We start from the raw sequence: 18355 nt of genomic DNA on the forward strand, positions 1-18355 counted from the left end.
CCGGTGTGGCTGCTGGGCCGCTCTCGGTCGCGATGCGACCCGGTCTCGTGACGCGTCGCTCAGTCCCTCGCTGCGCTCGGGTCTGAGCCGACGCTCCTCGACCTCCTCGCTGATCGACGACCCCGCTCGTGCCTCGCGGGGTCGTCGCGCTCGGACTCAGGCCACCTGGAGGCTGCGCTTGGAGAGCCCCATCCAGAACCCGTCGATCACCTGGTCGCCGGGCTCGGAGGGGTCGCTCGCGGCGCCGAGGGTGACGAAGAGCGGGCTGTAGTGCTCGACGGTCGGGTGGGCGAACGGCATGCCCGGCGCCTTGTCGCGGAAGGACGCGAGCTCGTCGACGTCGCCGCGGGCCATCGCCTCGCCGGCCCAGGCGTCGAAGTCGGTCGACCAGCCGGGGGCGGCGGCGTCGATCCGGAACTCGGTCAGGAAGGGCAGGCCGTGGGTGAGGAAGCCGGAGCCGATGATGAGCACGCCCTCGTCGCGCAGCGGGCGCAGGCGGCGACCGATCTCCATCAGCCGGCCGGGGTCGTGGGTCGGCAGCGACATCTGCAGGACGGGGATGTCCGCGTCGGGGTACATGATCCGCAGCGGCACCCAGGCGCCGTGGTCGAGGCCGCGCGAGGAGTGCTGGTGGACCGGCTCGGTGCGCGGCATGATCGCGGCCACCTGGGCGGCGAACGCGGTGGCGTCGGGCGTCTCGTAGGTCATCTGGTAGTACTTCGGCGCGAACCCGCCGAAGTCGTAGACCAGCGGTGCGTGGCTGGCGCTGAGCGACAGGGGAGCGGACTCCCAGTGCGCGCTGACGATCAGGATCGCCTTCGGGCGGGGCAGGTCCTTCGCCCACGCGGCGAGCTGGCCCGACCACACCGGGTCGTCGAGCAGGGGCGGCGCGCCGTGCCCGATGTAGAGGGCCGGCATCCGTGCGGTCGTGTCCGTCATGTCCACCTCAATAGTTGAAGCCTCAACTATATTCCATCGCGCGCCCGGTGGGAAGGGCCTCGGTCAGCGGCGCGGCACGCGGGCCGCGCCCGCCGGATCGACCTCCTCGCCGCGGCGGAGCAGGGGACCGGAGGTGACCACCCTGCGGGAGCCGAGCGGCTCGTCGAGCTGGACGTACGACGTGCCGGTCGACCACTCCGCCGGCGGATCACAGGCCCGGCCCTGCTGGAGCTGCCACCGCGTGACCGGAGCGCTCGCCTCGAGCACGACCCGGTCGGCGTGCTCGACCGCCGTGACCTCGACCCGACAGCCGGCCGGCTGCTCGTCGTCGGGCCACGTGCCGGTGACCACGACCAGGCGTCCACCCTGCTGCGCCCGGAACGACACGATCGGTGCACTCGTGCGGTCCTCGACGGTCTGCAGGTCGTCGTACGGGGCGTAGGGGTCGGAGTGGGTGGAGTACGGCTCGGGGTCGCTCGCCCCCGGGTCCTCGCCACCGGACGACAGGGCGCCGATCCCACCGGCCGCTGCCGTCGCGGCCGCGCCGAGTCCGGCGCCGGCCTTCTTGCCCGTGGACCGTCGCGACGAGCCGCCGGACGAGTCCGACGGGCGCGTGGAGGACGAGTGTCGTCGGCCGGACGAGCCGCCCGAGAACGAACGTCGCCGCCGGTGCGGGGTGGACCAGGATGACGATGATGATGAGGAGGACGACACGACGGGGGCGGGCTCGTCGTACGGCTGGTACGGCGCCACGGCGACGCGCGCCGGGCAGTCGGCCGGACAGCGCTCGCAGTCGGCCGGGCAGGGGACGCCCTGGGCCGTGCACGCGCAGACGGGCTCGTCGGTGGGACGGCCTGGCGGCACGTAGGGCTCGTACATGCAGCACACGCTCCCCGGCCGCGTGACCGGGGAAACGCGGCGTCAGGCCGGCAGGGTCCAGTCGATCGGCCGGCCGCCCCGCTCGGCGAGCAGCTGGTTGACGCGGCTGAACGGGCGCGAGCCGAAGAAGCCCCGGTGGGCCGACAGCGGCGACGGGTGCACGGACTCGACCCACGGGATGGGGCCGAGGTGCGGCTTGAGCGTCTGGGCGTCCCGTCCCCACAGGATCGCGGCGATCGGTGCCCCCGCCTCGGCCTGTCGTACGACGGCCTGGATCGCGCACGCCGTGACGTGCTCCCAGCCCTGGCCGCGGTGGGACCCGGGCTCGCCGGGCCGGACGGTCAGCACGCGGTTGAGCAGCATCACGCCCTGGTCGGTCCACGCGCTCAGGTCGCCGTGGCCCGGCGGCACGAAGCCGACGTCGTCGGCGAGCTCCTGGTAGATGTTGCGCAGGCTCGGCGGGAGCGGGGTGATGCCGCGCTCGACGGCGAAGCAGAGCCCGATCGGGTGCGCCGGGTTCGGGTACGGGTCCTGGCCCACGATGAGCACCCGGACCTCGGCCAGCGGCCGCTGGAACGCGCGGAAGACGCGCTCGCCGGCGGGCTGGTACGAGCGGCCGGCGGCGATCTCATCGCGCAGGAACTGGCCGAGCGCGGTGACGCGGTCCTCGACCGGCGCGAGAGCCTCGGCCCAGTCAGCGGCCATCAGGCCCTGGTCGACGAGCTTGGAGAGAGCACCCACGGCCGAACCCTAGTGCGCCCGAAGGCGCCTGGTCCCCCCAGACCCACCCATCCTTCGGGCCGGCCGCGGTGCTGCTCCCGTGCGTGGGCCGCGCTCTCCCTTCGCGCCCACACCTGCCACCACCGTCCGGTGCCGCCCCTCTCCCTCCCAGGGGCGCCACCCGGTGGGTGACTAGCTCCGACGCGGATCTCGAGCCCTTGCTGGTCCTCCCGGGGGCACTCCCGGCAATTGGGGTGCCGGACCCGGTGGGGCTCCCTCCAGCGGGCTTCGAGGTCCGCGTCGGTGATGAGAAATCTACGGAGCCGGGACGGGTCCCGGGATCGGGAAGGCGGCCGAGGTCGCCTAGTCCTTTGGGACTAGGCGTCCCCAGCGATCGACGCGGCAGAAGAGGCGGGAGAAGGTCGCGCGAGCCGGTCGAGGAAGGCCACCAGCACCGCCTCCCGCAGGCGCGGCGGGGCCGCGTCGAGCAGCGCGTTGACGGGTGCCATCCGCTCGGGCAGGCCGAGTCCGCCGTCGTCGCCGGCGAGCCCGCCGGCCGCGAGCAGGAGGTCGAACTCCGCATCGCCGAGGGTCGCCGGGTCGAGCGTCTGCAGCAGCTCGACCACGCCGGCGTCCACCGGCACCGGGCCGGCGGCGACCGCCGCCGCCACGGACTCCTGCAGCGCCGCGAGGAAGCCCGCCGGGTCGGTCGCGGCACTGACCGCCAGGTGCAGCGAGGGCGGCCGGGCGTCGTACGACAGCTGCGGTTGGACGAACCAGCCGCGCTGCGCCATCTCGTCGCAGACCGTGAAGACGTCGAGCGGTCCGTCGGCGACCGCCGCGACGAGCGTCGAGTCGGGTACGGCGACGAGCGCCAGCCCGTCGAGGTCCCTGATCCCCGCGCAGATCCGGTCGGTCGCCTCCAGGGCGCGGCGGGTCAGGTCGAGGTAGCCGTCGTCGCCGATCGCCTGCACCGTCGCCCACGCGCCGGCGACCGGCCCGCCCGAGCGCGTCGACTGCAGGGTCGCGTTGAGCATCGTGTAGCCGGGCCAGCCGGCGTGGGCGAAGTACTGCGGCCGCCGCAGCTGCGGCGTGCGGTGCAGCAGCAGGGAGGCGCCCTTCGGCGCGTAGGCGTACTTGTGGAGGTCGGTCGAGATCGACGTGACGCCCTCGACCGCGAAGGTCCACGCCGGCACCGGCCGGCCGAGCCGCGCGGCCCACGGCAGCACCCAGCCGCCGATGCACGCGTCGACGTGGCACCGCACCCCGCGGGCCGCGGCCGCTGCCGCGATCTCGGTGATGGGGTCCACCACCCCGTGCGCGTACGACGGCGCGCTCGCCACCACCAGCACGGTGCTCTCGTCGATCGCCGCCGCCATCGCCGCGGCGTCCGCGCGGTGGTCCGGTCCGACCGGCACCACGACGGCGCGCACCCCGAAGTAGTGCGCGGCCTTGTGGAAGGCGGCGTGCACGGTCTCCGGAACCACCATCGACGGGGCTGCGACCTCGGGCCGCGCGTCGCGCGCGCCCTGCACCGCGAGCAGGCAGGACTCCGTGCCACCGGAGGTCAGCGTCCCGACCATCGTGTCGGGCCCGTCGACCAGGCCGCGGGCGAAGGCGACGAGGTCGTTCTCCATCGCCAGCAGGCTCGGGAAGGCCGTCGGGTCCAGCCCGTTGCTGCCGGCGAAGGCGGCGACGGCGTCGCGGGCCAGCGCGTCGACCTCGGCCAGCCCGGCGTCGTACACGTAGGCCAGGGTGCGGCCGCCGTGCACGGGCAGGTCATCGGCCTGCAGCGCCGCCAGCCGGGCGCGCACGTCGTCAGGCGTCAACGCGGTCCACCTCCGTCTCGTCGAGCGCGTAGCCCCGCAGCCACCGCAGGCTCAGGAGTACCAGCAGGGCGGGCAGGACGGAGAAGCCGAGGGTGATCGCGGTGACGGCCGAGTCGGGCTGGAGCACGTCGCCGGAGTCGCTGGACCGGTAGTCGCCGAGGGCGAGCACGACGGCGAACAGTCCCGGCCCGAGCGCGAGTCCGAGCGTCTCCCCGGCCGTCCAGACGCCCGTGTAGACGCCGATCCGCGAGGAGCCGGTACGACGGGCGTCGACGGCTGCGACGTCCGGCAGCATCGCGAGCGGGAACACCTGGATGCCGGCGTAGCCGACCCCGACCAACCCGACGGCGAGGAACACGAGGAAGGCGGGCGCGCCCGCAGCGGGCAGGACCGCGGCCGCACCGGCCGCGAGCACGAGCGACGACAGCAGGTAGCCCTGCTTCTTGCCGATCCGCTGCCCGATCGCCGCCCACGCGGGCGTCAGCAGCAGGGCCGGCCCGACGAAGCAGAGGAAGAGGACGGTCGCCGCGCCGTCGCGCTCCAGCACGTCGCCGGCGAGGTAGTCGACGCCGGCGAGCATGCAGCCCGTCGCCAGTGCCTGCAGCACGAAGGTCGTCAGCAGCACCCGGAAGTCGCGGGCACCGGCGACCACGCGCAGCTGGTCGCGCAGGGAGCCGGCGCCGGGGGTGACCGCACCGACCGGCGCGGAGCGGGTGCCGCGGTAGGCGAGCAGCGCGCCGGTCAGGATGAGCAGCGCCATCGCCACGCCCATGACGCGGTAGCCGTCCCGGCCCCCGATCGCGTCGCGGATCGCCGGGGCGCTCGCCCCCGCCAGCAGGATGGTGAACGCCAGGATCGCCACCCGCCAGGTCATCAGCCGGGTCCGCTCCTCGTAGGAGCCCGTGATCTCCGCGGGCATCGCGACATAGGGCACCTGGAAGAACGCGTACGCCGTCGCGCAGGCCAGGAACGCGACGAGCACCCACGCCGCGTCGACCGTCCGCGAGCCCAGGTCGGGCGCGGCGAACAGCAGCGCGAAGCAGGCCGCCAGCGCGACGCCGGCCCGCAGCAGCCACGGCCGGCGCGGCCCCCGCGGGTCGACGGAGCGGTCGCTGATCCGCCCGGCGACCGGGTTGAGCACCACGTCCCAGGCCTTCGGCAGGAAGACGATCGCGCCGGCGGCCAGCGCCGGGACGGCGAGGGTGTCGGTGAGATAGGGGAGCAGCATCAGTCCCGGGACGGTGCCGAACGCACCGGTGGCGACCGACCCGGCGCCGTACCCGATCCGGACGCGGCGTCCCGGGCTCACCGCGCCCGGCTCACTTCGCCAGGGAGCGGGACGCGGCCGACGACGTACGACGCTTGCGGTTGGTGCCGATCGGCACGGCCGGTTTGTTGTCGGTGGACCACTGGTTGATCCACTCGTCCATCGCCAGCCACGTGGTGGTGCGCGCGGCACGACCGGTCAGCATGCCGAGGTGACCGCCTGGCACGACCTCGAAGCGGACCTCCTCCGCCCCCGTCAGCAGGGGTACGACGGCGTGCACCGCCGGCACCGGGGCGATGCCGTCCGTGGAGCCGCCGAAGACCAGCACCGGCACCCGGATGTCGGCCAGGTCGATGGTGCGGTCGTCGAGCTCGAAGGTGCCCGTTGCGAGCTGGTTGCCCTTCGCGAAGCGGTGGTAGAGCTGCCCGAAGGTGCGCCCGGGGTAGGCGATCATGTTGGCGGTGAAGTGGTCGACCGCCTCGACCTGCGCGAGGAACTCGCGGTCGTCGACATGGGTCGCCAGTGCGATCGGCTTCGTGACGAGCTTCTGGAAGGCCGTCAGCTGGAAGGCCCACTTCACCAGCGGCTTCGGGGCACCGCCCAGCATCTGGTAGCCCTTGGTGATCGGCCCCTTGCCGTTGAAGAAGTTGAGCAGCGGCCGGAACGGCGCGAGCAGGGGCACCAGCGAGATGTCGATGGGGGAGCCGACGACCGTGAGCGACGCGACCGGCAGCTCGCCGGAGCGCTTGTCGGCGAGGGTGAGCATCGAGAAGATCCCGCCGAGGCTCCAGCCGATGACGTGCACCGGTCGGCCACCGGCGTGCTTCGAGACCTCGCGGATCGCGGTCGGCACGACCTCGTCGATCCAGTGCTCCATGCCGAGGTTGCGGTCGCGGAACGAGACCTCGCCGTACTCGACGAGATAGGTCGGCCGGCCCTCGGTCACGAAGTGCTCGACCAGCGAGCAGCCGCGGCGCAGGTCGTAGCAGCTCGACGGGGCGGCCAGCGGCGTCACCAGCAGGACCGGGTCACCCTTCTCCTGGACGTGGCCGGCCGGCCGGTAGTGGTAGACCTCGCGCAGCGTGCCGTCATCGATCAGCGTGCGGGGCATCGGGCGCAGGTCGGCGACACCGCCGTAGAGCACCTTGTGCGCGACATTGCTCGCCGCCGCGACCACCTGGTCGGGGCCGGGGAGGAGGCCCGCGCCGGGCACGGAGCGCAGGGGCACCAGATCCATGTGCGAAAACTACCGCGCAGCGGGGCGTCCCGCGGCCGTCGTCCGCAGGAGGCCCGGTGATCAGCTGCGGTCGGCGGGGCGCAGCGTCTTGCGGTGGTTGTTGCCCTCGTCCTCGAGCTCGGTCATGAAGCTGTCGGCCCACGCCTTCACGTCGTGCTGGGCGATCTGCTTGCGCATCGCCTTCATCCGCCGGGCGAGCTCCTTGGGCTCGGCCTCGTAGGCCTCGAGCAGTGCGGCCTTCATGCCGTTCATGTCGTAGGGGTTGACCAGCCAGGCCTGCCGCAGCTCGTCGGCCGCCCCGGCGAACTCCGAGAGCACGAGCGCCCCGTCCTCGTGGATCCGGCAGGCGACGTACTCCTTGGCGACGAGGTTCATCCCGTCGCGGTACGGCGTCACCACCATCACGTCCGCGGCGCGGTAGAGCGCCGCCATCTCCTCGCGGGGGTAGGACGTGTGGAGGTAGCTGATGGCGGGGCGGCCGATCCTGCCGAGGTCGCCGTTGAGGCGGCCGACGAGGCGCTCGATGTCGTCGCGCAGGTTGCGGTAGTGCTCGACCCGCTCCCGGGAGGGGACGGCGACCTGGACGAACACGGCGTCGTCGACCGTCAGCCGGCCGTCGCTGATCAGCTCGCCGAAGGCGCGCAGGCGGGCGTAGATGCCCTTGGTGTAGTCGAGCCGGTCGATGCCCAGGAAGATCTTCTTCGGGTTGCCGAGCGCCTCGCGGATGGCGGCGGCCCGCTCGGTCACCGCCTCGGACTCGGCCATCTCCTGGAACCCGGCGGCGTCGATCGAGATGGGGAACGCCGCCGCCCGGACGGTGCGCCCGTCGGGCAGGTAGACGAGGTCGCGGTGCGTCTTGTGGCCGACGCGCTGGCGGACCAGGCGGATGAAGTTCTGCGCGGCGCCGGGCAGCTGGAAGCCGACCAGGTCGGCGCCGAGCAGGCCCTCGAGGATCTGGCGCCGCCAGGGCAGCTGCTGGAAGAGCTCCGCGGGCGGGAACGGGATGTGCAGGTAGAAGCCGATCCGCAGGTCGGGGCGCAGCTCGCGGAGCATCTGCGGCACCAGCTGCAGCTGGTAGTCGTGCACCCAGACCGTCGCGCCCTTCGCGGCGAGGTCGGCGGCCTTCTCTGCGAAGCGGCGGTTGACCTTCACGTAGGTGTCCCACCACTCGCGGTGGAACTCCGGCTTGGCGACGACGTCGTGGTAGAGCGGCCACAGGGTGCCGTTGGAGAAGCCCTCGTAGTGCTCCTCGATCTCCTCCGCCGTCATCGAGAGCGGGACCAGCGCGAGGCCGTCGTCCTTGAACGGCTTGAGCCGCTGCTCGGTGCCGCCGGGCCACCCGACCCAGACGCCGTCGTGGGCGCGCATCACGGGCTCGATCGCCGACACGAGGCCGCCGGGTGAGCGACGCCAGGTCGTCTTGCCGTCGGGTCCCTTCACGCGGTCGACGGGGAGGCGGTTGGCAACGATCACCAGGTCGTGGGCCACGTGGTCACCTTAGGGGTCGGCTGGCAGGACGTGCGTCAGGCCGCGGGGTGCGGCGACGCCCCGACCTGTACCCGAATGTCCTCGATCTGACCGAGGATCGTCAGCGTCTGTGCCGCCGGGACCCACGGCGACTCCCGCAGGCCCGAGCGCAGGCAGTCGTGGACATGGGCGATCTCGTTGCCGTAGCCGGCGCCGATGATCGGCTCCGGCGGCTCGTGGACGACCCGCCGGACCGGCTGGCCGCGCTTCGCGAGCGCGTTGAAGGTGAAGCTCGAGGGGGCGTGGAAGTCACCCGGGACCTCCACCCAGCCGGCGTCGGTGGTGATCCGCGCCCGGTTGGCCGACTGCGAGGTCAGCCCGGCCGTCAGGGTGGCGTAGGTGTCGCCGGGGTAGCGGCCGCTGATCGCGACGTCGAGGTCGACGTGGCGGTCGACGACCGTCCCCACGGCCCGCAGCTCGAGCGCCTCGCCGAGCATCAGGTGCGCGAACGTGAGCGGGTAGAGGCCGATGTCGTGCATCGCGCCACCGCCGAGCGCCGGGTCGAGCAGCCGGTGCGTCGGGTCGGCGGGGGCCGTGAAGTGGAACTCGGCCGACAGGTGCCGCGGCGTGCCCAGCTCGCCGGCCCGCAGGCGGCGGGCCAGGTCGCGCCACACCGGGTTGCAGGCGCTCCACATCGCCTCCATGAGGAAACGGTCGTTCGCCCGCGCGGTCGCGAACAGCTGCTCCGCGCTCGCCCGGTCGAGCGTCAACGGCTTCTCGCAGAGCACGTGCTTGCCGGCCTCGAGCGCCCGCCTCACCTGCGCCGCGTGCGCGACGTGCGGCGACCCGATGTAGACGACGTCGACGTCCGGGTCGGCGAGCACGGCGTCCTGGTCGCCGTACCGCTCGGCGCCGTGGCGCTCGGCGAAGGCCGCCGCGCGCTCGGGCGTGCGTGAGCCGACGTGGACCAGCCGCGCGTCCGGTACGACGGCGAGGTCGGTCGCGAACAGGGCCGAGATCTTGCCGGGTGCGAGGATGCCCCAGCCGATCCGCGCGGTCGTCCCGGTCATGCCGGAACCCTATCGACCCGGTCGCGACCCGCCGCGCGACCGAATGACATCGCTGTGATTCGCACGTTAGAGTGGGGCCCGTACACCTGTCGAACAGCCCCCCCGCGAGCGTCGAGGAGACCTCATGAGCGCCGAGCGCAGCCACCAGGACGCCACCCCGGTCGTTCCGGCCGACCTCAGCGACCGGGACCGCGCCATTCTCGAGTTCGAGCGCCAGTGGTGGAAGTACGCCGGCGCCAAGGAGACGGCGGTGCGCGAGCAGTTCGACATGAGCGCCACGCGCTACTACCAGGTGCTCAACGCCCTGATCGACCGTCCCGAGGCCCTCGCGCACGACCCGCTGCTGGTCCGCCGGCTGCGCCGCCTGCGCTCCCAGCGCCAGCGCCAGCGCTCCGCGCGCCGCCTCGGCTTCGAGATCTGACCAAGGAGAGGCGGCCATGACCTTCCCCACCTGGCCTGCTGGACCCCGGACCACCCGCCGCCGTGGCGAGCGCGGCGCCGTCCTGCCCTCGCCGGTCGTCCTGCTGAGCGTCATCGCGGTGATCCTCGCCGCTGTGGCCTTCGTCGCGACCCGCGGCGACGAGCCCGCCGAGCGTGACATCTCCGCGACCAAGGCCGCCGCGACCCCCTCCGACTCCGCGTCCGACGACGCCGGGGAGGACGCGTCGGACGACGCCTCGGACGGCGCGTCGCAGACCCCGCCCGCCGAGGAGAAGCCGAAGCCCAAGCCGGTCGTCCGCGCCGACCACTCCGTCGTGGTGTTCAACAACACCCAGATCGCCGGCCTCGCGAGCCGGGTCGGCGAGAAGGTCACGGAGGCCGGCTGGAAGGTCGCCGCCGCCGACAACTGGTACGGCACGGTCCCGGCCACCACCGTCTACTACCCGAAGGGCAAGAAGGCGGCCGCGCAGCTGCTCGCCCTCGACCTCGGCATCGCCCGGATCAAGCCGGCCGACACCGACAGCGACATGTCGGACACCAACCTGACGCTCATCCTGACCGGGGAACTGGACTGATTCCCCGGCGCGAGCGCGTCTTCGCCGCTGGGCGGGCAGCAAGCTGCCTGGAGGGCGGCTCCCGCCGCGCTGCCGCGCGAATCCTCCGGCGCGAGCGCGTCCTCGCCGCTGGGCGGGCAGCAAGCTGCCTGGAGGGCGGCTCCCGCCGCGCTGCCGCGCGAATCCTCCGGCGCGAGCGCGTCCTCGCCGCTGGGCGGGCAGCAAGCTGCCTGGAGGGCGGCTCCCGCCGCGCTGCCGCGCGAATCCTCCGGCGCGAGCGCGTCCTCGCCGCTGGGCGGGCAGCAAGCTGCCTGGAGGGCGGCTCCCGCCGCGCTGCCGCGCGAATCCTCCGGCGCGAGCGCGTCTTCGCCGCTGGGTGATGGGCCCCACCGGGTTGAAACTTCACCTACCGGACACCATCTCCCCGTGCCGGCATGGTGGGATGGGTCAGTGAGGTTCTCGTCCGACGAAGGTGAACAGCGGTACGACGCCGTGGTCGGTGTCGCGTCGCGCACCGTCGTCGGCCTCGACTTCGACGGCACGCTGGCCCCGATCGTCGAGGACCCCGCGAAGGCGCACATCCACCCCGCGGCCGGGGAGGCGCTCGTGGAGCTCGCCGCCGAGGTGGCCGCGATCGCGGTGATCACCGGACGACCGGCCCGGCAGGCGCTCGACCTGGGTGGCCTGGAGGAGGTCGGCGACGCCCTGCAGGCCGCCGGCAAGGAGCTCTTCGTCTTCGGCCAGTACGGCAACGAGCGGTGGAGCTCGGGGCGGCGCCGGATCCTCGGTGCGCGCCCGCCGCGGGGCCTGGCGACCTTCGAGCGGGACCTGCCGCGGACCCTGCGCCTGGCCGGCGCGAGCGAGGCCTTCGTCGAGGACAAGGGGCTCGCGGTCGCCGTCCACACCCGGCGCCTGCCCGACTCCGAGGAGGCGTTCGAGCGGCTGCTGCCGCCGATGCGCGAGCTTGCCCGCGCCCACGGCCTCGTCCTGGAGCCGGGACGCTCGGTCATCGAGGTCCGCTCGGCGGGCTCGCACAAGGGCATGGTGGTCAACCGGCTCGCGGCCGTGCTCGATGCCGAGGGCTTCGTCTTCGCCGGCGACGACCTGGGCGACGTGGAGGCCTTCGAGGCGGTCGACGAGCTCGGTCGGCAGGGCCTCGCGACCCTGCGCGTGTGCTCGGCCTCGGACGAGCAGAGCGCGCTGGTGGAGATGTCGGACGTGGTGGTGCGCGGGCCGGACGGCGTCCTCGAATTCCTCCGCGGCCTCGCCGCGGACGCGCGCGCCCGCCGCTGAGCCCCCCCGCCGCGCCTGATCTCACATCCCGGACGTGGATCTCGCCATTCGGGATCTCGATTCGTGGTGGGTGACCTGTCACCCGTACATTGATCTCGCTCATCCAGAGGGACTGAGGGAACGGCCCGAAGAAGTCCCGGCAACCGCCGCGAACTCCCGGACGCGCCAGCACGCTGGCGCGGACGTCGCGGAAACGGTGCCAAATCCGACCCGGCGAGAGTCGTCCGGGACAGATGAGAAGGAGGAATCCATGAGCGCCGTTGTGACCGAAGAGGCCACGTCCACCGCCACGTCGTCCGCGTCCGGCCTCCGCGAGGGCGCCTTCGGGCACGCCACCGCGCTGTCCTGTCGCGAGTGCGGGCACCGGGTCGACCTGGGCCCGTTCTACGCCTGCCCCGAGTGCTTCGGGCCGCTGGAGATCGCCTACGACTTCCCGGCCGTCACCCGCGAGGAGATCGAGGCCGGTCCGCGCAACATCTGGCGCTACAAGGCGCTGCTGCCGGTCCCGAACGACATCGAGACCAGCCCCAACACCGAGCCGGGCTTCACCCGCCTCCTGGAGGCCGACAACCTGGCCCGCGAGCTCGGCATCGCCAAGCTGTGGGTGAAGGACGACTCCACCAACCCGACGAACTCCTTCAAGGACCGCGTCGTCGCCTGCGCCCTCAGCGCCGCCCGCGAGCTCGGCTCGACCGTGTTCGCCTGCCCCTCGACCGGCAACCTCGCCAACGCGGTCGCCGCGGCCGGTGCCCGCGCCGGCATCAAGACCGTCGTGTTCATCCCGAGCAACCTCGAGCAGCCCAAGCAGGTCAACTCGGCGATCTTCACCGAGAACCTCGTCGCCGTCGACGGCAACTACGACGACGTCAACAAGCTGGCCTCCGAGATCGCCGGCGAGGAGGAGGGCTGGGCGTTCGTCAACGTCAACGTCCGCCCCTACTACGCCGAGGGCTCGAAGACGCTGGGCTACGAGATCGCCGAGCAGCTCGGCTGGCGCCTGCCCGACCAGGTCGTGATCCCGGTCGCCTCCGGCTCGCAGCTCACCAAGGTCGACAAGGCCTTCCAGGAGCTGATCAAGCTCGGCCTGGTCGAGGACAAGCCCTACCGGATCTTCGGCGCCCAGGCCGAGGGCTGCGGCCCCGTCGCCACCGCCTTCAAGGCCGGCACCGACGCGATCCGCCCGGTCAAGCCCGACACGATCGCCAAGAGCCTCGCGATCGGCAACCCGGCCGACGGCATCTACGTCCTCGACATCGCCCGTCGTACCGGTGGTGCGATCGAGGAGGTCAACGACGACGAGATTCGCGCCGGCATCGTCCTGCTCGCCCGCACCGAGGGCATCTTCACCGAGACCGCCGGCGGCACGACCACCGCGGTCACGAAGAAGCTGGTGGAGACCGGTCAGCTCGACCCGGAGCTCGAGACGGTCATCATCAACACCGGCCACGGCCTGAAGACCCTCGACGCGGTCTCCGGCCACGTCAGCGCCGCCGCGACCATCGCCCCGACCTACAGCGCTTTCAAGGCGACCGGTCTCTGAGCACCCCCACCACCTGAGCACGAAGGAACACCCATGGCAGTCAGCGTCCGGATCCCCACCATCCTCCGCACCTACACCGGTGGCGAGTCCGAGGTGAGCGCCACCGGCGCCACCGTGTCCGAGATCCTGGACGACCTGGACGCCAACTACGCCGGCATCAAGGGCCGCATCGTCGACGAGGACGGCAAGCTGCGCCGCTTCGTCAACGTCTACGTCAACAACGACGACGTGCGCTTCGAGCAGGACCTCGCCACCCCGACGCCGGACGGCGCCGAGGTGTCGGTGATCCCCGCGGTCGCGGGCGGCTGCTGACCCACCCGAACCGACGAGGACGCCGCGGACCGGTCTCGGTCCGCGGCGTTCTCCTCTTTCGTACGACTTTCGTACGACGCCGGGCCGGTCCTGCGGCGGCCGGTTGGCTCAGAGCGTCGCCCGTCGCGCGATCAGGTGCGCCCGCTCGGCGTCGTTGCGGCACAGCGCGATCGCCGCGTCGTAGGCCCGCCGGGCCTCGTCGATCCGGCCGAGCCGCGCCAGCAGCTCGGCCCGGACCGCGGGCAGCCGGTGGGTCGGCAGCGCCACCTCGGCCAGGGCGGCCAGCCCGGCCTCGGGTCCGTCCCGCTCGGCGAGCGCCACGGCGCGGTTGAGGCGCACCACCGGCGAGTCCTGCAGGGCCACCAGCTCGTCGTACCTCTCGACGATGCGGTGCCACGCCGTGTCCTCGGCACGGAACGCGATGGCGTGCTCGGCGGCGATGAGCGCCTGCAGGAGGTACGGCGCCGGCGGGGCCGTCACGAGCGGGCGGAGCAGGTCGAGGGCCTCCAGCACCTCTGCGTGGTGCCAGCGGGTGCGGTCCTGGTCGGCGAGCAGGACCAGCTCCCCGTCGACCACGCGGGCGCCGCGGCGGGCGTGCAGCAGCACCATCAGGGCGAGCAGCGCGTCCAGCTCGGACCGGTCGACCTCCGCCGGCAGGACCGAGCGCAGGACCCGGACCAGGCGGATCGCCTCGCCGGCGAGGCCGGGGCGGTGCACGTCGGTGCCGCTGCCGGGGGCGTAGCCGGCGGTGAAGGCGAGATAGGCGATGTCACCGACGACCCCGACGCGTTCGGCCAGTCCGGCCGTGTCGGGGAGCGTGAACTCCGCGCCGGCCAGCTTCTTGCGGGCGCGGGTCAGTCGGGCGGCCATCGTCGCCGCGGGCACGAGGAAGAGGCGGGCGATGTCCTCGGTCGGTACGCCGAGGACCAGGCGCAGGGTGAGCGCCGCCGCGGCCTCGGGCGACAGCCGGGGGTGGGCGCACAGCAGCACCAGCCGGAGCCGTTCGTCGGTGAGCACCTCGCCTCCGTCCGCCATCACCCGCTGGGCCGCCTCGGCGGCGTACGCGTCGACGACGAGCAGCGGCAGCTTGGTCGCGTGCACCGACTCCGACCGCAACCGGTCGAGGACCTTGCGCCGAGCGGTCGTCAGCAGCCACGCGGGGGGATTGTCCGGGACGCCGTCGACCGGCCAGTGCCGGGCCGCAGCCTCGAACGCGTCGGCCAGCCCGTCCTCGGCGAGGTCGAGCCGGCGGAAGCGTGCGACGAGCAGGGCCAGCAGCCGGCCCCACTCGTCGCGGTGGAGCCGGCCCAGCGCGTCGGCGCTGCTCAACCGCTCGCCGGCCAAACCGTCAGACGGGCTGCTCGACGGCCGGCCGGACGTCGACGGTGGTGTCGCCGTCGGCCAGTACCGCGCAGATCTCGAGCAGGTCGTCGAGGTCGTCGCTCTGCACGGAGTAGTAGCCGCCGACCTGCTCGACGGCCTCGGCGAACGGGCCGTCGGTGACGGTGACGTTGCCGTCGCTACCGCGCGCGACGCGCTTGGTCGCGCGGGAGTGGGTCAGCTCGGCGCCGCCGGTCACGGTGTGGCCGCGCTCGGCGAGCAGCCGCGAGAACTCCTCGTGGCGGGCGAACATCGCGACCCTCTGCTCGTCGGTGGCGTTGTCCCAGACGTTCTCGTCGGCGGTGAGGAGGACGACGTACTCGGTCATGGTGGTCTCCATAGGTGTGATGGAAGGGAGTCTTTCACCGCGATGACGCGCGGGGACGCCCCCGATCGACAACCGACGGGAAAAAATCAGCCCAGCAGTTGCGCGGCCAGGGCCGCGCTCGCCGGGTAGTCCACCTTGCTCACCGGGGTCCGCGGCACCGTGTCGACGAAGAGCACCGCCTTGGGCACCTTGTAGTTGGAGATCAGCGCGCGGCAGTGGTCGCGGACGTCGTCCTCGTCGAGCTGGACGCCCTCGCGGCGCTGGACGAGGGCGGTGACCTGCTGGCCCCAGCGCTCGTGCGGGGTCCCGACCACGACGGCGTCGAAGATGTCCTCGTGGCGCAGCAGGACCGCCTCGACCTCCTCGGGGTGCACCTTCTCGCCGCCGGTGTTGATGCAGACCGAGCCGCGGCCGAGCACGGTCACGGAGCCGTCCTCCTCGCGGCGCGCGAAGTCGCCGGGGATCACCCACCGGACGCCGTCGACCTCCTTGAAGGTGGCGGCGGTCTTGACCGGGTCCTTGTAGTAGCCGAGCGGGACCGGGCCGGTGCGCGCGAGCATGCCGTCGACGCCCGGCGGGCACGGCTTCATCTCGGGGTCGAACACCTCGACCTGGTCGTTGACCGTGAAGCGCGGCGCCGCCGAGCCGCCCTCGGAGCCGTCGTCGACCCGGGAGCCGGCGGCGCCGGACTCCGAGGAGCCGTAGGAGTCGAGGATGAACCGGCCGGGCAGCGCGCGACGGATCTCCTCGCGCACCCCGTCGGACAGGGGAGCGGCGCCGTTGGAGACCGCGGCCAGGCTGGAGAGGTCCCAGCGGTCCGGCTCGGCGAGGATCGCCTCGGCGACCGGGCGGCCCATCGCGTCGCCGAGGAAGGTCAGCGAGACCACCTTCGCCTTCTCGACGAGGTCGAGGATGCCGGTCGCGCTGAAGTTGGGCTCCGTGTAGAGCGCGATCGTCTGGCCCGCCACGTGGCCGTTGCCGAGGATCCACTGGCTGCCGCCGTGCATCATCGGGCCGCAGGCGAGCAGGACCATCGGGTTCTCGACCGCGACCGCCTCCTCGACCAGCTGCTCGACCGAGTCGAGCGGAGCGCCGTACCGGGCCGCGTTGAGCGCCGCCCGGATCAGGTCCTCGATGCGCCACACCACGCCCTTGGGGTTGCCCGTGGTGCCGCCGGTGTAGAGGACGTAGTGGTCGTCGGCGCAGCGGCCGTTGACCGGGCGCTCCGGCGAGGCGGCGGCGAGCGCGGCGTCGTACCCCTCGCCGAGGACGACCATCTCGCGCAGGGTGGGCGTGTCGAGGGCCGTGACCGCGTCGACGTACTCGGGCGCGATGATCGCGGCGACGCAGTCGGCGTTGTCGTAGAGGTACGCGAGCTCGTCGTGGAGGTACTTGTAGTTGATGTTGATCGGCACGGCGCGTGCCTTGAGGCACCCGTAGAGCGCGTCGACCCACTCGATCCGGTTGGTGGCGTGGACCGCGACGTGCTCACCGGGCCGGATGCCGAGTCCGGTCAGGTGGTTGGCCAGGCGGGTGGCCCGGTCGTCGATCTCGGCGAAGGTCCAGGCCCGCTCCATCGTGAAGACGGCGACCCGGTCGGGGACGGCGTCGGCCATCGCCTCGAGGATGTCGGCGAGGTTGATCGGGCGCGGGGCGGCTGTGGCGGCGGTCACAGCTGACAGCCTGCCAAACTAGAACAAGTTCTCGCTAGCGTTCTCGGACAGAATGGGACCATGGCCTCGCACCACTACGCCCTCGACCTGACCTGGCAGGGCAACCGCGGCACGGGCACCTCCGGCTACCGCGACTACGGACGTGACGTCCTGCTCCGGGCGGCCGGGAAGCCCGACCTCGCAGGGTCCGCCGACCCGACCTTCCGCGGCGACGCCACCCGCTGGAACCCCGAGGAGCTGCTGCTCGCCGCGCTCGCCCAGTGCCACCTGCTGTCCTACCTCCACTCGGCCGTCAACCACGGCGTCGTCGTGACGTCGTACGACGACAGCCCGGTCGGCACGATGGCCCAGGTCGGCCAGGGTGGCCACTTCACCGAGGTCGTGCTCCGGCCGCGGGTCACCGTCGCCGACGTCGCCATGGTCGCGACCGCGCGGGAGATCCACGGCGAGGCGAGCACGAACTGCTTCATCGCGGCGTCGGTGAACTTCCCCGTCCGGCACGAGCCGGTGATCGAGGTCGCGCCGGCCTGACATCCCCGGGCCACCGGGCCGCCACGATCCGTTCAGGACGGTCTGGTTCAAAGCGTCCATGAGTCGTACCCGCAAGGCCCTCGTCGGCGCCGGTGTCGCGCTCGCCGGCATCGGGGTCACCACCGGCGGCGGTCGGGAGCTGCTGCGCCGCCAGGCCGCGATCGCCCGGGCCCGGATCGGCAAGCCGCTCGGCGAGCAGGCGTTGCCCGCGGACAAGACGTGGAAGCGGAAGTCCTACGCCGGCGCGCCCCTCGAGCTGCTCGTCCTCGGTGACTCGATCGCCGCCGGGCTGGGCGCCGAGCGGCCGAAGGACACCCTCGGGGCGCGGATCGCCCGGGGCCTGGCGCGGGAGCTGCACCGACCGGTGCGGCTGCGGACCGCAGCGGTCGTGGGCTCGGAGACCTCGGCCCTCGCCGGCCAGCTCGACGGCCTGCCGGACGGCTACCTGGCCGACGTGGCCGTCATCGTGGTCGGCGGCAACGACGTCACCCACCGCGTCCCCGTCGCCACCTCGGCCGCCCAGCTGGAGGAGGCCGTCGTACGGCTGCGGGCGCAGGGCACGGAGGTCGTCGTCGGCACCTGTCCCGACCTGGGGGCGCTGCGCCCCGTCCCGCAGCCGCTGCGCTCACTGGGCTCGCGGATGTCGCGCCAGCTCGCCACGGCGCAGGCGGAGGTCGCCGTCCGCAACGGCGCGCACGCCGTGTCGCTGGCCCGGGTGGTGGGCCCGTTCTTCATCACCAACCCGGACGAGATGTTCAGCCTCGACCGCTTCCACCCCAGCGCGCTGGGCTACAAGCGGACGGCGAAGGCGCTCGTCCCGTCGGTCCTGCTGGCGCTCGGCCACGCCGTCGACCTGCCCTTCGGGCACCACCCACCCCGCTCGTAGCCTCGGTCC

General features: G+C 72.9%; 18 protein-coding genes and 1 riboswitch. Of the genes, 7 read left to right on the plus strand and 11 right to left on the minus strand.

Translation table 11 applies throughout. The features are described from left to right. Positions 1 to 156 precede the first annotated feature (156 nt). From BJ993_RS15815 to BJ993_RS15850, 8 genes are all read right to left on the minus strand, one after another. Positions 157 to 939, minus strand: a complete 783-nt coding sequence (locus BJ993_RS15815) for a dioxygenase family protein (RefSeq protein ID WP_036547758.1) — start codon at positions 937 to 939, stop codon at positions 157 to 159. Between the two features lie 63 nt (positions 940 to 1002). Next, complete coding sequence (locus tag BJ993_RS15820) at positions 1003 to 1818, minus strand: hypothetical protein (protein ID WP_179649853.1); 816 nt, start codon at positions 1816 to 1818, stop codon at positions 1003 to 1005. A 42-nt stretch (positions 1819 to 1860) separates the two neighbouring features. Beyond that, a complete protein-coding gene (locus BJ993_RS15825) occupies positions 1861 to 2559 on the minus strand; it encodes a uracil-DNA glycosylase (protein WP_308645596.1) in 699 nt (232 codons plus the stop codon). 356 nt (positions 2560 to 2915) lie between these two features. Beyond that, positions 2916 to 4367, minus strand: coding sequence for a pyridoxal phosphate-dependent decarboxylase family protein (locus BJ993_RS15830; RefSeq protein ID WP_179649855.1), 1452 nt, complete (start codon positions 4365 to 4367; stop codon positions 2916 to 2918). Then, a complete protein-coding gene (locus tag BJ993_RS15835) occupies positions 4357 to 5676 on the minus strand; it encodes an MFS transporter (RefSeq protein WP_179649857.1) in 1320 nt (439 codons plus the stop codon). The genes BJ993_RS15830 and BJ993_RS15835 overlap by 11 nt, the downstream gene beginning before the upstream one ends. Positions 5677 to 5686: 10 nt before the next feature. Then, on the minus strand, positions 5687 to 6871 hold the full coding sequence (locus BJ993_RS15840; RefSeq protein WP_179649859.1) for an alpha/beta fold hydrolase: 1185 nt from the start codon (positions 6869 to 6871) through the stop codon (positions 5687 to 5689). Between the two features lie 60 nt (positions 6872 to 6931). Then, complete coding sequence (locus BJ993_RS15845) at positions 6932 to 8359, minus strand: alpha,alpha-trehalose-phosphate synthase (UDP-forming) (RefSeq protein ID WP_036547774.1); 1428 nt, start codon at positions 8357 to 8359, stop codon at positions 6932 to 6934. A 35-nt stretch (positions 8360 to 8394) separates the two neighbouring features. Then, entirely contained in the window at positions 8395 to 9408 is a 1014-nt protein-coding gene (locus tag BJ993_RS15850) for a Gfo/Idh/MocA family protein (protein ID WP_179649861.1), read from the minus strand. A 124-nt stretch (positions 9409 to 9532) separates the two neighbouring features. Here BJ993_RS15850 and BJ993_RS15855 point away from each other — a divergent pair, with 124 nt between their 5' ends. The 5 genes from BJ993_RS15855 to BJ993_RS15875 all read left to right on the plus strand — a co-directional run bounded on the left by BJ993_RS15855 (position 9533) and on the right by BJ993_RS15875 (position 13548). Continuing rightward, positions 9533 to 9829, plus strand: coding sequence for a DUF3263 domain-containing protein (locus tag BJ993_RS15855; protein ID WP_036547779.1), 297 nt, complete (start codon positions 9533 to 9535; stop codon positions 9827 to 9829). 16 nt (positions 9830 to 9845) lie between these two features. Further along, entirely contained in the window at positions 9846 to 10424 is a 579-nt protein-coding gene (locus BJ993_RS15860; protein WP_179649863.1) for a LytR C-terminal domain-containing protein, read from the plus strand. A gap of 429 nt (positions 10425 to 10853) precedes the next feature. Continuing rightward, positions 10854 to 11696 carry a trehalose-phosphatase gene (gene otsB, locus BJ993_RS15865; protein WP_036547782.1) on the plus strand — a complete coding sequence of 281 codons (843 nt, stop codon included), beginning with the start codon at positions 10854 to 10856 and terminating at the stop codon, positions 11694 to 11696. Between the two features lie 96 nt (positions 11697 to 11792). Next, a riboswitch (SAM riboswitch) is annotated at positions 11793 to 11936 on the plus strand. Between the two features lie 10 nt (positions 11937 to 11946). After that, complete coding sequence (gene thrC / locus BJ993_RS15870) at positions 11947 to 13236, plus strand: threonine synthase (protein WP_036547785.1); 1290 nt, start codon at positions 11947 to 11949, stop codon at positions 13234 to 13236. Between the two features lie 33 nt (positions 13237 to 13269). Next, a complete protein-coding gene (locus BJ993_RS15875; RefSeq protein ID WP_036547788.1) occupies positions 13270 to 13548 on the plus strand; it encodes a ubiquitin-like small modifier protein 1 in 279 nt (92 codons plus the stop codon). A 108-nt stretch (positions 13549 to 13656) separates the two neighbouring features. Here BJ993_RS15875 and BJ993_RS15880 read toward each other — a convergent pair whose 3' ends face one another. From BJ993_RS15880 to BJ993_RS15890, 3 genes are all read right to left on the minus strand, one after another. Continuing rightward, positions 13657 to 14877, minus strand: a complete 1221-nt coding sequence (locus BJ993_RS15880) for an RNA polymerase sigma factor (RefSeq protein WP_257026897.1) — start codon at positions 14875 to 14877, stop codon at positions 13657 to 13659. Positions 14878 to 14896: 19 nt separating this feature from the next. Continuing rightward, positions 14897 to 15268, minus strand: a complete 372-nt coding sequence (locus BJ993_RS15885; RefSeq protein ID WP_218864719.1) for a YciI family protein — start codon at positions 15266 to 15268, stop codon at positions 14897 to 14899. Positions 15269 to 15342: 74 nt separating this feature from the next. After that, positions 15343 to 16929, minus strand: a complete 1587-nt coding sequence (locus BJ993_RS15890; protein WP_179649867.1) for an AMP-binding protein — start codon at positions 16927 to 16929, stop codon at positions 15343 to 15345. Positions 16930 to 16989: 60 nt separating this feature from the next. Here BJ993_RS15890 and BJ993_RS15895 point away from each other — a divergent pair, with 60 nt between their 5' ends. Together BJ993_RS15895 and BJ993_RS15900 are read left to right on the plus strand one after the other, a co-directional pair. Further along, complete coding sequence (locus BJ993_RS15895; protein ID WP_179649869.1) at positions 16990 to 17460, plus strand: OsmC family protein; 471 nt, start codon at positions 16990 to 16992, stop codon at positions 17458 to 17460. 58 nt (positions 17461 to 17518) lie between these two features. After that, on the plus strand, positions 17519 to 18346 hold the full coding sequence (locus BJ993_RS15900) for an SGNH/GDSL hydrolase family protein (RefSeq protein WP_179649871.1): 828 nt from the start codon (positions 17519 to 17521) through the stop codon (positions 18344 to 18346). The last annotated feature ends 9 nt before the right edge of the window (positions 18347 to 18355 follow it).

Origin of the sequence: Nocardioides aromaticivorans (genome assembly GCF_013408525.1) — a bacterium.
In the GTDB taxonomy this organism is placed as follows: Bacteria; Actinomycetota; Actinomycetes; order Propionibacteriales; family Nocardioidaceae; genus Nocardioides; species Nocardioides aromaticivorans.